The sequence below is a fragment of the Granulosicoccus antarcticus IMCC3135 genome (genome assembly GCF_002215215.1).
GTDB lineage: Bacteria > Pseudomonadota > Gammaproteobacteria > Granulosicoccales > Granulosicoccaceae > Granulosicoccus > Granulosicoccus antarcticus.
This window is the reverse complement of record NZ_CP018632.1, coordinates 896,928-911,467: the sequence shown is the minus strand read 5'-3', so window position 1 is coordinate 911,467 and position 14,540 is coordinate 896,928. Positions and strand designations below refer to the sequence as shown.

Sequence of the window (14,540 nt, the reverse complement as noted above, 5' to 3'; positions counted from 1 at the left end):
TGATCACTGACATGCGCAAGACCGGCACCTTTTTTTACACATTCATCCTTCTATTGACGCAGCTATGAACAAGGAACTGGAAAACAGACTGGTTATCGTCACCGGCGGAGGCGCTGGCATCGGTCGCGGCATCGCCGAGGCCTGCCATGATGCCGGGGCTCGCGTCGTGGTGGGCACACTGGAAGGCAAGCTGGACTACCCGGGGCGCGACGCTATCGATTGTCGTCAACTCGATGTTGCCGATGCCAGCAGTATTACCTCCTGGGTGGACGCTGTCATCGCCACCCATGGTCCCATAGACGCACTGGTCAACAATGCCGGCGTTACGATCACCGATTCATTTCTCAGTATGTCAGTAGAAAAACTGGAGACACTGTGGAGTGTCAATCAACGTTCGGTCTTTCTGATGACCCAGGCCGTAGCCAGAACCATGAGCGAGAATGGGCACAGTGGCAGTATTGTCAACATTGCCTCCAATCACGCAGGTGCCACAACCGCCGGCTATGAGATGTATGCAGGCACCAAGGCAGCCATAGTCGCCATGACGCGCGCCATGGCCTGGAGTCTGGGCAAACACGGCATACGAGTCAATTCTCTCAGCCCGGGCCTGACCCGCACCGAGACTATAGCTGCCGGTCCGGCAAACGAGCCTGAAACAGAGGCCATGTTTCGCACATGGCATGCCACGGGGCGGTACAACTCTGTGGCTGAGGTCGCTAAATGCGCTGTGTTTCTATTATCTGACGCATCCACAGCCTTGAGCGGCAGCGACATGCTGGCCGATCAAGGCATGTCCGCCTTGCTGTGTGCTGAACTATGACTAATAAAGTAAAATCAAGCTGTGACGCTTGTGTCAGTCTTGCATTTCATGGAACTGATGAGCTGGGTGAAGGGCCTCACTGGTCAGCACCAGAAAAGACACTCTACTGGGTGGATATCGTCAACCCTGCCTTGCAGTCGATCAAGATGGGAGCTGATGGCACGCTGGATGAAAAAACATTCATACGTCGTCAGATGCCAGAGATGGTGGGGCTTGCGGTACCCAGAGTCGAGGGTGGATTTATCGCCGGTAGTGAATCCGGCATTCTTGCAATCGATCCTTCCGGAAAGATCACAACACTTGCACAACCCGAAGCTCACCTGCCGGACAATCGCTTCAATGACGGCAAGTGTGATGCCAGGGGTCGGCTATGGGCCAGCTCTCTGTCCATGAGCGACACCTCCGAGCAAGCCTCACTTTGGCGCATTGACCCTGATGGCAGCCTGAGCTGCATGATGGACAAAGTGAATATCGGCAACGGACTTGGCTGGAGCGATGACAACCGTACCTTCTATTTCACCGACTCGGGTAAAGCCACTATCTATCGATTTGATTTTGACCTGGAATCAGGCACTTTAAGCAATAGAAGCGTCTTTGCTGGTCCTGACAAATACCGCAAAGGTGTCCCCGATGGACTGGCCGTTGATATCGAAGGCTATGTATGGAGCGCGCAATGGGATGGAGCTTGCATCATTCGCTATGCACCTGATGGCAGCATCGATCGTATCATCAACGTTCCCGTACCTCGCCCCACCAGTTGTTCTTTCGGAGGCGTGGATGGTTCAACCCTGTTTGTCACCAGTGCACGCGTGGGGCTGAGCGAGACACAGCTTGCCGAAGCCCCCTTGTCTGGCAGCCTGTTTGCCATCGAGTCTGGCACAACAGGCAAACCAGGTCAGAGCTTCGGCGCCACTGTTTAAAAGATCATCACAGATTCTAGGCGAGTTTGTCACCAAAAGGCAGATCACGCAGTCGTTTGCCCGATGCTGCAAAAATCGCATTGGCCAGGGCCGGTGCGAATGGTGGGATACCTGGCTCACCCACACCCGTTGCGTGCACCGAGAATGGATGATCGACGATATGTGTCATGACACGCTCTGGGTAGGAGGTAACACGAGCCACCGGATAATCATGAAAATTGGACTCCTTGACGGCACCGTTTTCATAGTGCAGTCCTGAATAGAATGCCAGCGTAGTCCCCATGACTGCAGCGCCTTCTATCTGTGAATGCACGCGTTCCGGATTTATGCAGTAGCCACAATCGATAGCGGTATAGACCTCAGGGATCTTTATGTTGCCGTTTTCATCAATTCTGACCTTGACCACTGTGGCCACATAACTGACAAAACTACGATGCGCGGCAATGCCAAGACCTTCCCCCTTGGACAGAGATTGTCCCCAGTTGGCTTTCTCGGCTGCCAGCTCTATAACGTTGCGCAGTCGGGCGGTGTCGTTGGGAAATTCACTATAGGGTTCGCCATAATTCCACAGATCCTTTGGCATATTGGCAGCCTCGGGATCGATCTTGCGTCCCGGACCAATCAATTCCAGTAGCATCTCTTTCGGATCGCGTCCCAATGAATGGGCAAGCTCTGCAACAAAGGACTGAGCAGCAAACGCATGCGGCACGTTCGATACGGAACGAAACCAGCCTATGCGAGTATGCGCCTTGGCTTCACCGGTTTCGATGGACATGTTGGGAATATCAAAAGGGGTATCCACCAACCCCATACCCATTTCAACGCCGCTTGCAATACCCGGATCAGGAGCGAACAGAGAAAAGATGGTGGGAGACACAGACCGGTGCCGCCAGCCGACGACCTTGTTATTCTCATCAACGGCAGCTTCGAGTCGCTCCACTGAAGTGGTGGCGTTGAAGCCGTGACGAATATCGTCCTCTCTGGTCCACTGCAGTTTGATCGGTACCCCCACTTCCTTGGAGACCAGGGCCGCCTCGATCACGTAGTCGCATTTTGATTTACGCCCGAAACCGCCACCGAGCAAGGTGACATTCACGCGCACATCGTCCTCTGACATACCCAGTGTTTTCGCCACATCCTGGCGAGCACCGTAAGGACTCTGCACCGGGGCCCAGATTTCCATCTTGCCCTCGCTCAACGATGCCACAGCAACCACAGGCTCCATTTGAGCATGCACCATATGCGGTTGATAATAGTCGGCAGTGACCACTTTGGCCGCGTTGGTAAACGTTGCTTCCGGATCACCTTGCGATCGCACTACCGTGCCAGGCTTTGCCGCTGTTGCCCGCATTTGTGCTTCATATTCGCTGGTATTGAAATTACCATGTGGGCCACTATCCCACTCGATGACAAGCTTTTCCCGGCCCTTGATGGCAGCCCAGGTGCTATCCGCCACTATCGCTATACCACCCAACGGTGCAAATTTCGCAGGTGGCAAAGAACCTGCAATTTCGATGATATGAGACACACCGGCAACCTTCATCGCTTCGGTGGAATCAAATGATTTGACGGTACCACCCACGACAGGAGGCCGTGCGACAACCGCAAACTTCATGCCCTCCAGTATGATATCAGCGCCATAAATGGCCTTGCCGGTGGTGATGTCATGCAGGTCATAGATCGGTACTTCGCCCCTACCTATATAGCGGAACTGATCTTCGCTCTTGAATTTGAGTTCGCTGAACGCCGGTACCGGATTGGCCATCGCCGCTTCAGCCAGCTCGCCATAGCCTAGTCGTTGTCCGGATTCCTGCGCCGACTCACCTTTACCGTCAAGCAGTCGTACGGCATGGTCCCGAGCGCGGACTTGCGCCAGTGGCACATTCCATTTTTCGGCTGCTGCCGCTTCCAGCATCAAACGGACAGAGGCACCTATCTCCCGAGCAGGCTGAATGAAGTGGCGCAAACTACGCGAGCCATCGGTGTCCTGATTACCGTACTTCGGCTCATCGCCTTCGGCCTGAACAATCCTGACATGATCAAAATTTGCCTCCATCTCGTCCGCGATGGCCATTGGCAAACTGGTGCGTGTGCCGGTACCCATCTCGGACCTGTGAGCGACTAGCGTAACCGTGCCATCGCTATCAATGGCAACGAAAATCAATGGATCGGACACCGTCTTGTGAGGCATCGCTTCTGCCCCCGTCGGATAGGGCTTCATGGCCAGCGCGCTGCCTGCAGGTAGCAGCTGCAAGCCAACGACCAGACCGCCAGAAATCCCCAGGGTTTTCAGAAAGTCACGACGCGAGCTGACTTTTCCAATCAGTATATTGCCCGCAACTGCAGACGTTGAGTTCTGGGTTGAGCCACCCAGCTCTTCCTCGATATATTTCAACATGATCTATGCCCCTTTGGATGCCTGCTCGATGGCAGCAGACTTCACGGCAGCCTCGATTCGCTGATAACAACCACAGCGACAGAGATTGCCGGACATATGCTCGGTAATCTGCTTGTCAGTTGGTGTGTTGTTCTCGGCTAGCAATGAGGCCGCCTGCATGATCTGGCCAGCCTGACAGTAACCGCATTGCGGTACGTTATGCTCACGCCAGGCTTTTTGCGCAGGATGATCACCATCCGGGTCAAGCCCTTCGATTGTGACAACCGTCAGCCCCTCGGCGGCCTGCACCGGTAACACGCAACTGCGCACCGATTTTCCATCCAGATGCATCGTGCAGGCACCGCACAAGCCGGAGCCGCAACCAAACTTGCTGCCTGTCAAACCCAGCACATCACGGACATACCAGAGTAGTGGCATTGCCGGATCACCGTCATATTGATGCTCTTTACCATTCACAGTAACTATCATCGTCATTCACCTCATGGTCTTTGGTTTATCAGGTCGGCAGAAGTATCAAAGCTTCTGTCCTGGATCTTTGTCGCTCAACTCCCGTACTGACAATGGCGCACAGTGGTTTTGGTGCATCCGGGACTTGTCAAAAATATTCACTTAACTGGAGTAATTCGGTGTATCAGTATGTCTACACCAGCAAGTCAGCACAATCACTAAAGCACGGCAATACTAAAGAATAGCGCCAGGGACGCTGGCCACTCAAAGCTCGGCATCCCAGACAGGATTTTCTCCAAAGTGCCCCACCAGAAAATCGATAAAACTGCGCAACTTCAACGGTAAAAATTGCCGATTCGAATAGACGGCATAAAGATGAAGTGAATGCGCCTCCCAATCAGGCAACACACGTACCAGTTGACCTGTCTGCAACAGTTTGTACAGAAGAAAGGTCGGCTGCAACACGATACCCAGACCCGCAACGGCAGCACTGCAAAGCATATCTCCGTTATTACCATGCATATTGCCCTTGATGGGTACCGAACATTGTTGTCCATTTTGCTGAAAATGCCATTCACCCGACGAGCTTGAATGAGCATAAGTCAGGCAATTGTGTTGCTGTAATTCTTCCGGTGACTCGGGGAATCCATGCTCTTTGATATACGCGGGCGAGGCACAGGCAATGACACGCACCTGAGTGATGGGCCTGGCGATCAGGGCAGGATCGATCCGACGGGAGATACGCAATGCCAGATCAAAACCTTCCTCCACCAGGTTCACCTCCCGATCTGCAAGCGATAGATCCACTTTGATATCCGGAAAACGCTGCAGATACGTCGTGATGGCCTCGCCCAGATGGTGGGTGCTGAATGACAACGGCGCATTGATGCGCAAGGTGCCTTGTGGCTTGATCACCTCTGAGCTGGCAGCAAGCTGGGCCTCATCCACCAGACCCAGCACCTGCACTGCCCTCTGGTAATAGTCTTGCCCTACCGCCGTCATTGAGAGTTTTCTGGTGGTGCGATTGAGTAACCGCACACCCAGATGCGACTCGATCTGAGCCAGGTAACGTGAGGTCATTCCTCTGGAAAGATCCAACTTCTCTGCCGCACCCGAAAAGCTGCCCGATTCAACCACACAAACAAAGACGCGCATTCCTGTTAAAACATCAATCATGGCAACTGTTGCATATAAGTAAACAAATTGTACTGTTTTTGTACGTTTATCCTAAACGATGCAACTGTTCAAATGCACGCTTATTACATCGGAAAGCCTTCATGAACAACCGTTTACTCAACCGCCTACTGTCAACTGAAGCACACTGGGCACCCGTGGCCTTGAGACTACCTGCGGGCATCATCTTCATGGCCCATGGTGCGCAAAAGCTGTTTGGCTGGTTTGGCGGCTATGGCCTGGAAGGCACCGCACAATTCATGGAGTCAATTGGCTTGCAGCCTGGTTACGAAATGGCGCTTCTGTCTGGCAGTGCAGAATTTTTTGGTGGACTGGCTCTGATCATTGGTCTGCTGGTGCGACCTGCTGCTGCCGTTCTGGCCTTCACGATGATCATGGCCATCGTCACAGTGCACCTCAGCAACGGTCTGTTCCTGGCCAACGATGGTTATGAATTTGCCCTCTCATTGCTGGCGGTCACCCTGTCATTGGTATTGAGTGGTGCCGGATACCTGTCGGTAGATGCCCGTTTGAACAAACGGATCTAGGAGAACCAGGATCTTGTTACCCACATACTTTATTTCTCACGGTGGTGGCCCCTGGCCATGGATGGAGTCTCAGAGAGCCACCTATGCCAGGCTTAGCTCCGCACTGCAAAAGATACCGCAACAACTGGGTTCAATTCCGCGGGCAATACTGATGGTCTCTGCACATTGGGAAGCCACTGAATTCACCGTAACCAGTAAGCCCATGCCCGGCATGATCTACGATTACAACGGCTTTCCCAAGCACACCTACGCCATCAGATATCCGGCTCCCGGCAACCCTGAGCTTGCACAGCAGGTCCAGACCCTGCTCAGCGACAACGGTTTTGCATCACAACAGGATGCCGAACGCGGATTCGACCATGGCATGTATGCACCCATGGCCCTCATCGACCCCCTTGCAGCAACTCCGGTTGTACAGTTGTCACTCAAACACGGGCTTGACCCGCTTGAACATCTGGCCATGGGTCGTGCGCTCGCGCCGTTGAGACAGCAAGGCATACTGATCATCGGCAGTGGTCTGAGCTACCACAATCTGCAAAATTTCGGGCCCGATGCTCGTCAGGTATCTGCTGAGTTTGATGACTGGGTACAAAAGTCGATGGCTTTGCCAGACTCTACAGAACGCGCAGCCGCACTGGTCAAGTGGGAAAATGCACCATCGGCTCGGCAGGCTCATCCGCGTGAAGAGCATCTTTTGCCGCTAATGGTGGCTGTGGGCGCTGCCGGGGAGGATCCATCGCAACGGGTCTATCACGAGAGTGATTTCATGGGAGGAATCAGCGTCTCCAACTTCCGTTTCAGTAAATCACCTCTCGCTGAATAATCTGACCATCTGCACGAGCAGAACAGGATGCAATGACAAACAATGCAGTCTGGATGATCCTGTTGCGGTGCAGTAGGCCCTGCAACGCCTCTCTGGATTTTGATGTAGTCGGCTGCGTCAAGAACCAGGAGGTTATATAGACATATTCCGAAAAACCTTGCATTCAACGTAGCTTGATCAGTTAACCTGCAACCCGTCTACAATATGCCATCGATCTGAGCGGGAGCTAAATCTGCGTGACACTGGATCAGCTAACGGTGTTTTCCATACTTGCAGTCGTCATGATTCTGTTTGTCTGGAATCACTGGCGTTACGATGTGGTAGCCGGTATTGCCCTTCTGACCTCAGTCTATGCTGGCATCGTTCCCATGGATCATGCCTTCGAAGGGTTCTCGCACCCGGCGGTCATTACAGTAGCCTGCGTGCTGGTCATCAGTCAGGCACTGCAATCGTGCGGTGTAGTAGAACTGTTTCTCAGATACCTGGCCTACGCCAGGGGCTCGATCACCACTCAGATTGCGGCTAATTGCGGCGTCACCGCATTTCTTTCAGCCTTCATGAACAATATCGGTGCACTGGCACTGATGCTGCCCATCACACTTCGTGATGCTCAGAAATCTAAACGCCCCGCCTCCAAACTTCTCATCCCGCTCTCCTTTGCCAGCCTGCTTGGCGGCCTGGTTACTCTGGTAGGGACACCACCCAATATCATTATTGCCACCTTTCGCGCAAACAATGTTGGTGAACCGTTCAGCATGTTCGATTTCACACCGGTTGGAATCGTGGTTGCCCTGGCCGGTCTTTTGTACCTTGTGACCATTGGCTGGCGCCTACTGCCTGGCAGACCGGGTGGTTCCGATCAGGATTCATCCGAACAGTTTCATATTGCACGGTATATTTCCGAGGTTCGAGTGCCACCGGATTCGCAATTGATCGGTACCTCTGTCGGTGCACTGGAACTGATGTGTGAAGGCGAGGTGGCTGTCATGCTCATTTTGCGCAAGGACCGGCGCCGTATGGCACCCTCGGCCATGGAGCTGCTGCAGCCTGGCGACGTACTGATACTGGAAGGGCATAGTGAATCCCTGCAACCTCTGTTCGAGAATCCGGGAATGCTTGATGCCGGTGCCGAGGTCATTGACCCTGACTGGCTCAAATCTCCAGATGTCCGGGTCATTGAAGCGGTCGTCATGCCCAATTCCGCCATCGAAGGTTTATCCATGCGCAGTATCGGCATGCATCAACGCTTCGGAGTCAATCTGCTTGCCGTAGCACGCGAAGGCCATGCAGCCAGAACCCGTCTGAAACACATAAAATACAAGACTGGTGATGTACTTTTGCTTCAAGGAGAAACACAGGCACTCGAACAGCTGTGTCAGACACTGGGTTGTCTGGGTATCAAGAACCGTGGTCTTGAAATAAACCCACGCCGTGGGGTGCTGCTGATTCCGGGTACCTTTGCAATGGGAATATTCGTGGCAGCCATGGGCTGGGTCCCGGTCGAAATTGCCTTCACCACGGTAGTCGGTATTCTGGTTTTGATGAAAATGGTATCGCTGCGAGCGGCCTATCGCAGCATAGAGTGGCCGATAATCGTGCTACTCGGTTTTCTCATACCCATCGGCGAAGCTCTGCAGACTACCGGAGCAACCGAGCTTATCGCACAGGGTATCCTCGGCGTCAGCGACGGTTTGCCCGTATGGTCTCTGCTGATACTGGTTATGACGGTGTCCATGCTGTTGTCCGATCTGGTACACAACACACCGACTGCCGTATTGATGGCCCCTATTGCCTTGAGCCTTGCAACCGGACTGGGAGTTTCTGCCGACCCGTTTCTCATGGCTGTGGCCGTGGGGGCCGCCTCCCCCTACCTCACACCTATCGGGCATCAATCCAATACTCTGGTGATGGGCCCCGGGGGATATTCCTTTGGCGACTACTGGCGCGTCGGCTTGCTACTGGATATCGTGATCGTCAGTGTTGCCGTACCGATGATCATGCTAGTTTGGATGTAAGGGATCGTGTATTGCAAATTGTGCGCTGACGTTGTTTGAAGCGGATTCATCCATATCTTCAATAACAGCGTGCAAACGCACGAATAGCAATCACTGGGCGACCCGTCCAGATGCTATCAGGGCTATGAACATATGGAATTCGTTGACTATTACGAAGTCTTGGGTGTAGAACCGGAGGCTGATGCCGCTGAAATAAAGCGAGCCTATCGCAAACTTGCTCGAAAATTTCATCCAGATGTCAGCAAGGAATCTGACAGCGAAGCAAAATTCAAGACACTCGGTGAAGCCTACAGCGTTCTGAAAGACAAGGAAAAGCGGCGCGAATACGATCAGATCAGAATCTACGCCGGTAATTCCCCGCAGGATGAATTTCGTCCCCCTCCGGGATGGCAGCCTGGACATGGCTCAGGCCGAAGACAGTCTGGTGCCCACGAAGGTGGATTTTCTTCAGAAAATCCGCAAGATTTCAGCGACTTCTTTCGCGAAATTTTTGGCAACGACTACCAGCAAGCAGGCGGACAGGCACATGCTTCTGGCGCAGGTTTCAATCCACCCAGTCGTGACCTGCACAGCCACTTGCAGATATCACTGGCTGACGCCTTCAACGGTGCAATCGTACCCGTGACACTAAGCGTTCCCGCTGAAGATGCATCGGGAGCAATCAAGATGCAGGACAAGACTCTGAAAGTGACCATTCCTGCCGGCGTCCTTGACGGGCAGCGAATCCGGCTTCGAGGCCAGGGCAATCCGGGTACTGGCAGCACACCGGCGGGTGATCTTTATATCGATATAAAATTACAGGATGACGAGCGCTTTCAACTCGATGGCAGAAATGTCACCTCGGTACTACCCATTGCCCCCTGGGAGGCTGCGCTTGGTGCTGTCATCGAAGCTCCAACTCTTGCCGGCACGGTAAAATTGACGATACCGGCAGGCTCTAATGGCGGCAAGAAACTCAGATTGAAAGGTCGTGGCTTTCCGGGCAAGACACCAGGCGATCACCTTGTCGTTTTACGTGTTGACATACCTGCGGTAGAAAATGACGAGCAACGGGCACTCTACGAATCAATGAAAAATCTGTGGTCAGACGACATGGCCAGAAAGAGGAGTGCATGAGATGCAAAATGACAGCGAACACGACGTGGCATCGATAGACATTCTCTATACGCAAACCGAAATATGCACACTGTGCCACATAACGGTAAGCACACTGGGCAGCTACATCGATCACGGGGTGATCGACGATCTACCTGATGTGGAGTCGCACTTCCAACAGGCCCACCTCATTCGTATTCTCAAGGCGATGAAACTGCAACATGAACTGGAGCTGGACATTGCACATCTGGCACTAGTCATTGGCCTGCTCGACACCATTGAAGCTCAGCGATCCGAACTGGAATTATTACGCCAACTCATTGTTTGATGAAAAACCAGAGCATTTCGTTTTCTCCTTTAATATTAGGCTTATAGAGCCAGCCAGGCACATTACCTAACTGTACTCAAACGCTCAGCATTGCATTGCAGCATGATCGAATAGCTTCCGTATACTGAGCCGCTTTTCGCGTGGAGTCAGTCATAGTGGGTGTCCGCTTTAAAATTCGATCTCAGTGTGTATTCCTGAGTATTCTGCTGCTGTGTCTGGGGAATGGCTATAGCCATGCTCAGAGCGCAGACGCGCCCCTCGACACGACTCCGCCAATCATAGAGCTGGAAGAGCTTGCCGAAGGCACTGCTGATCGCACACAGGTTTTTACCGCCCAGATAGCGGAAGATAACGAGTTGCAGAGCGTTACGCTCTACTACCGCCGAGCTGGTCAATTACCTTACTCACCTGCTCCCATGGAATCACTGGGCACTACCGGTTATTTCAGTGTTTCGATTCCCACTGATTTCAACGATGTGCGAACCATCGAATATTATGTACAGGCGCAGGATGAATCCGGCAATCGTACCGTCAGCGGCTACGCCTTTGACCCCTACCAGCGCCTCCTGGCAGCCTCAGCAGAACCTATTGAAACCACCGCTACGGCCACTGCACAACCGGCAATTGCCGACGGCACCGTGAGCACTGACGACAAACCACCACTGCTTAAAAGACGCTGGTTCCAGATAACACTTGGCGTTATCGCCGCAGGTGTCATCGCCTCAGCCGCTCAAGACAGCGAGGACGATTCTGAAATTGTTCCCCTGACATTCAACGTTCAATGAAAATCACCTTCATGCGATCCTTTAACAGATCTCCATTCGCAACCACACTTGCATTTCTGGGCTTGTCCTTGCTGGCATCGTGCTCCGATGGCGGCTCAGTTACTACTCTGAAAGCAAGGCCTTCCATTCCGGTCACCATACCCGCCGTACTGCAGAACGATGGGACCGTCGTTCAGGAAAACCTGAGCCCGCAAATCAGGTTATCCAATGGAACCAGCGTTAATCTGGTCAAGAACGATGACGGCAGCTGGAGCGGCACTATCAACGTGACACCTGGCCGCAACTATATCGCCACGATTACCTGGGTGGAGAGCCTTGATGGACAGGACATCCCTCTGGCCAGCCAGACCCAGTCACTTGAAGTAAGTGCAGATGGCAATGTCACAAGGACAGATTCCAACGACTATTCAACTGATATCGACACAGACAGTGACGGTATCAGCAATCTGGATGAACGCCACAATGGGACTAACCCTCTGCAAGCTGACAGCTCGGTTGCAAACAATCCTTCTGATGATGGCAGTACTGATTCATCATCGCAACTTCCTACCGAATCGATACCAGAGTCAACCCCAACTACCGAGGTTGAACCGGATTCGGAATCAGCAGGCGATACTGAATCAACCAGCGATACTGAGCCAACAACGGGTACTGAACCGACAACCGACGACACTGACCCAACAAGTGATACAACGCCTGACATCACGCCAGAGCCTACACTTGCAGATGTTATCGTCCCGCAAATCGCCTCACTCAGCGCACCGCTCATCGATGGCACTGGCGTGACCACCGCAGGCGCCGGTGGCGATCTGAGCGGAGAGTGGGCAGCAGCCATTCAGATAGACAACAGTGGTGCCCCCCTGCTGATCAACAAGCTGCAATCAAGCCAGAACCCTGATGGTGTCAATGACTCCCCCGGACATCGATGGGCAGCCATGCATGACGGCCGCTACCTCTACGTTGTAGTACTGGTTGACAACCAAACGGCTCATCAAAGTGATTCTGATGATGCGGGTACTCAAAACGACAGCCTTGAGCTTTTCCTGGATGCCGACAATAGTAAATTGCAGCGCTATGACGACAACGACTCCAACTACCTGTTGCCGTTGCAGGATAGCTCTGAGGGCACATTGCCATTGACTGATGGTAGCGCTCCCGGCGTCACATCTACCCTTTCATCGGCGGTTCTTTTTGCTTCCGGACCGGGAAAAGGCCCTGCCGGGCTGACTAATCCGGAAACCAATCAGGATATCTATGAAATCCGTGTTTCACTGACGGCCATCGGTATCAATACGGACGAACCGTTTGGTTTCGAACTCATGATCAACGACGATGACGGGATAGAGGGATTCATCTCTCAATGGAGTTGGAATCAGCCAACAGGCAGTAATACGGATGCACAACAAAATCCGTCTGTCTTCGGAACACTACTCCTCGAATAGCGGGAACCCAGCTGCAAAGCACCCGATCAGTGTTTTGCAGCTGTCTGTCGGTGAACATAGGTCTGATCATATCGAGCAGACAAATGATCACCGGCAAGCATTTTCTCATCAGCGCCACGCGGTGCCACATTCACGTCATGACGCGGATTGAAGAAAAATGGAACTGAAATACGCTCGTTCTCACCGCCGATGACCCGGTGCGGGGTAGCCACTACTTTCCCATCGCTCCACGTTTGCAGCATTTCCCCGAAGTTGATGATGAATGTCCCCGGACTCGCATTGACAGACACCCACCCCGATTGCCGTGTCTGCACCTCCAAACCAGGCGAACCATCGGTAGCCAGTAGTGTCAGGCAACCATAGTCAGTGTGAGAGGCGATGCCAAAGTCCTTGGCTGCAGCACTCGCGGGACGTGGCGGGTAGTAATTACCTCGCAGCAGTGCCATCGGCTTATCGAATTTATCAGCAAAATAATCAGCTGGCTCCCCTATCGCCTGAGCAATGGCACACAACAGTGACAATGAGATATTCGTGACTTGTTGGTAGTAGCCTGAAATCACTGAATGAAAATCTGCAGGCTCATCAGGCCAGCGGTTCGGCGCGTAGTAGGTATGCCTGGCCAGAGGGTCATCGACACTCAGCTCCAAGCCACTATCGAACACTTCCTTGAAATCAGGATTCGCATCAGGATCGACCTGTTCTGCGTAAGGCGCGCCCCATCCACGGTTCGAACCGGTTTTCGCCATGTCACAAGCCGCCTTGGTATCTGCCGGCAACTTGAAAAACCGACGATACATATCCAACACCTGAAGAACATCGTCGCTACTCATAGACGTATTCGTCAACGTCATGAAGCCGACCTGCTGCGCAGCGAATCGTACTTGAGCAAGACTGGCCTGGTAATCCGGATGTTCACTATCAAAAAGACATCGAGCGTCGAGTTGCGGAATGTTCATGCGACTACCTCCTGAGCTACCAGGCAGTGTGGCACATTTACAGCGTCTTCATTATGTCCCGCCAGCTGACAATGCCAATTGGCTGCCCGATCCCATCAACGATCGGAATACAGGATATCTGCTGCTCCTTGAAGACAGAAATGGCATCCTGTAGCTGCGCCTCTGGTCCCAGAGTCACCAGTTTTCTGGTCATGATCTTGTGCACCGGCTGCGCTATCGTTTGTATATCGCGCCTAACCTCCGCAGCAGTCCCCAAAAAGGGACTCATGGCTTTCAGCAAGTCACGGTCAGAGATGACACCGACCAACACATCCGCATCTACAACCAGCAAATGATGAAACCGAGAGTTGTCAAAAGCATTCTTGACCACACTCAGCGGGTCATCCATGCTCACAGTGGCAACCCTGTCGGTCATTAACTCGGTAATGTTCATTACTTATCCTTGATGCCTTGAAAACAGGCCGTTCAGACTTAACTAGCCAGTAATGTACCCTTTACCCTGACCATACAAGCTGTATCGACTGCGTTAAGGTTATCCAGGGTTGTCATTTGAGTTCGACCCTGTGCAATCGGTGAGCCAACGCCCCCGACACACAATGAGACAACTGTCACATTTTTTGCACGAAAGAGTCGCTCCTGCCACTTTTCGTCATCAGGTTGGCAGACAAATAAAATCTTGTGCCGACAAAATGTAACCTTTCAGCTCTCTGGTCAGGCCTGTTGCGAATTTGAGGGAGGGGAATACCGTCAGAATAGTGGCTATGGCCATGCATAGAATTATCAGAGAACA

At 52.8% G+C, this 14,540-nt stretch carries 14 protein-coding genes; 9 read left to right on the top strand and 5 right to left on the bottom strand.

Features of this window, described 5'->3' with window-relative positions; all coding sequences use genetic code 11:
* The first annotated feature begins 64 nt into the window (after positions 1-64).
* Together IMCC3135_RS03925 and IMCC3135_RS03920 are read left to right on the top strand one after the other, a co-directional pair.
* A complete protein-coding gene (locus IMCC3135_RS03925) occupies positions 65-820 on the top strand; it encodes an SDR family NAD(P)-dependent oxidoreductase (RefSeq protein ID WP_088916403.1) in 756 nt (251 codons plus the stop codon).
* Complete coding sequence (locus IMCC3135_RS03920; RefSeq protein ID WP_088916402.1) at positions 817-1,740, top strand: SMP-30/gluconolactonase/LRE family protein; 924 nt, start codon at positions 817-819, stop codon at positions 1,738-1,740. The genes IMCC3135_RS03925 and IMCC3135_RS03920 overlap by 4 nt, the downstream gene beginning before the upstream one ends.
* A 16-nt stretch (positions 1,741-1,756) precedes the next feature.
* Here the strand turns inward: IMCC3135_RS03920 and IMCC3135_RS03915 are convergent, their stop codons facing one another.
* From IMCC3135_RS03915 to IMCC3135_RS03905, 3 genes are all read right to left on the bottom strand, one after another.
* Complete coding sequence (locus IMCC3135_RS03915) at positions 1,757-4,138, bottom strand: xanthine dehydrogenase family protein molybdopterin-binding subunit (protein ID WP_088916401.1); 2,382 nt, start codon at positions 4,136-4,138, stop codon at positions 1,757-1,759.
* Positions 4,139-4,141: 3 nt separating this feature from the next.
* A complete protein-coding gene (locus tag IMCC3135_RS03910; protein WP_088916400.1) occupies positions 4,142-4,606 on the bottom strand; it encodes a (2Fe-2S)-binding protein in 465 nt (154 codons plus the stop codon).
* A gap of 243 nt (positions 4,607-4,849) precedes the next feature.
* Positions 4,850-5,761, bottom strand: coding sequence for a LysR family transcriptional regulator (locus IMCC3135_RS03905; RefSeq protein ID WP_205737892.1), 912 nt, complete (start codon positions 5,759-5,761; stop codon positions 4,850-4,852).
* Between the two features lie 101 nt (positions 5,762-5,862).
* On the opposite strand from IMCC3135_RS03905, the gene IMCC3135_RS03900 reads away from it, so the two are divergent.
* The 7 genes from IMCC3135_RS03900 to IMCC3135_RS03865 all read left to right on the top strand — a co-directional run bounded on the left by IMCC3135_RS03900 (position 5,863) and on the right by IMCC3135_RS03865 (position 12,794).
* The gene (locus IMCC3135_RS03900; protein ID WP_088916399.1) at positions 5,863-6,306 is read left to right on the top strand and encodes a DoxX family protein; all 444 of its coding nucleotides are present in this window, start codon (positions 5,863-5,865) and stop codon (positions 6,304-6,306) included.
* Positions 6,307-6,319: 13 nt separating this feature from the next.
* Positions 6,320-7,129 (top strand): DODA-type extradiol aromatic ring-opening family dioxygenase, encoded by an 810-nt coding sequence (locus IMCC3135_RS03895; RefSeq protein WP_236994741.1) that lies wholly within the window; start codon positions 6,320-6,322, stop codon positions 7,127-7,129.
* Positions 7,130-7,365: 236 nt separating this feature from the next.
* A complete protein-coding gene (locus tag IMCC3135_RS03885; protein WP_088916396.1) occupies positions 7,366-9,144 on the top strand; it encodes an SLC13 family permease in 1,779 nt (592 codons plus the stop codon).
* A gap of 132 nt (positions 9,145-9,276) precedes the next feature.
* A complete protein-coding gene (locus tag IMCC3135_RS03880; RefSeq protein ID WP_088916395.1) occupies positions 9,277-10,260 on the top strand; it encodes a DnaJ C-terminal domain-containing protein in 984 nt (327 codons plus the stop codon).
* A gap of 1 nt (position 10,261) precedes the next feature.
* The gene (locus tag IMCC3135_RS03875; protein ID WP_088916394.1) at positions 10,262-10,567 is read left to right on the top strand and encodes a chaperone modulator CbpM; all 306 of its coding nucleotides are present in this window, start codon (positions 10,262-10,264) and stop codon (positions 10,565-10,567) included.
* A 140-nt stretch (positions 10,568-10,707) separates the two neighbouring features.
* Complete coding sequence (locus IMCC3135_RS03870) at positions 10,708-11,352, top strand: hypothetical protein (RefSeq protein WP_088916393.1); 645 nt, start codon at positions 10,708-10,710, stop codon at positions 11,350-11,352.
* An 11-nt stretch (positions 11,353-11,363) separates the two neighbouring features.
* Positions 11,364-12,794, top strand: coding sequence for a sugar-binding protein (locus IMCC3135_RS03865; protein WP_157735746.1), 1,431 nt, complete (start codon positions 11,364-11,366; stop codon positions 12,792-12,794).
* A 26-nt stretch (positions 12,795-12,820) separates the two neighbouring features.
* Here IMCC3135_RS03865 and IMCC3135_RS03860 read toward each other — a convergent pair whose 3' ends face one another.
* Positions 12,821-13,750, bottom strand: a complete 930-nt coding sequence (locus IMCC3135_RS03860; RefSeq protein ID WP_088916391.1) for an isopenicillin N synthase family dioxygenase — start codon at positions 13,748-13,750, stop codon at positions 12,821-12,823.
* A gap of 37 nt (positions 13,751-13,787) precedes the next feature.
* A complete protein-coding gene (locus tag IMCC3135_RS03855) occupies positions 13,788-14,183 on the bottom strand; it encodes a CBS domain-containing protein (RefSeq protein WP_088916390.1) in 396 nt (131 codons plus the stop codon).
* Positions 14,184-14,540: the final 357 nt, after the last annotated feature.

Excerpts from the sequence above, each read along its gene's own strand:
- IMCC3135_RS03865 (WP_157735746.1), top strand. The coding sequence starts at position 11,364 with ATGCGATCCTTTAACAGATCTCCATTCGCAACCACACTTGCATTTCTG.
- IMCC3135_RS03860 (WP_088916391.1), bottom strand. The coding sequence starts at position 13,750 with ATGAACATTCCGCAACTCGACGCTCGATGTCTTTTTGATAGTGAACAT.
- IMCC3135_RS03915 (WP_088916401.1), bottom strand. The coding sequence starts at position 4,138 with ATGTTGAAATATATCGAGGAAGAGCTGGGTGGCTCAACCCAGAACTCA.
- IMCC3135_RS03910 (WP_088916400.1), bottom strand. The coding sequence starts at position 4,606 with ATGATAGTTACTGTGAATGGTAAAGAGCATCAATATGACGGTGATCCG.
- IMCC3135_RS03880 (WP_088916395.1), top strand. The coding sequence starts at position 9,277 with ATGGAATTCGTTGACTATTACGAAGTCTTGGGTGTAGAACCGGAGGCT.
- IMCC3135_RS03905 (WP_205737892.1), bottom strand. The coding sequence starts at position 5,761 with ATGATTGATGTTTTAACAGGAATGCGCGTCTTTGTTTGTGTGGTTGAA.
- IMCC3135_RS03855 (WP_088916390.1), bottom strand. The coding sequence starts at position 14,183 with ATGAACATTACCGAGTTAATGACCGACAGGGTTGCCACTGTGAGCATG.
- IMCC3135_RS03925 (WP_088916403.1), top strand. The coding sequence starts at position 65 with ATGAACAAGGAACTGGAAAACAGACTGGTTATCGTCACCGGCGGAGGC.
- IMCC3135_RS03900 (WP_088916399.1), top strand. The coding sequence starts at position 5,863 with ATGAACAACCGTTTACTCAACCGCCTACTGTCAACTGAAGCACACTGG.
- IMCC3135_RS03875 (WP_088916394.1), top strand. The coding sequence starts at position 10,262 with ATGCAAAATGACAGCGAACACGACGTGGCATCGATAGACATTCTCTAT.
- IMCC3135_RS03920 (WP_088916402.1), top strand. The coding sequence starts at position 817 with ATGACTAATAAAGTAAAATCAAGCTGTGACGCTTGTGTCAGTCTTGCA.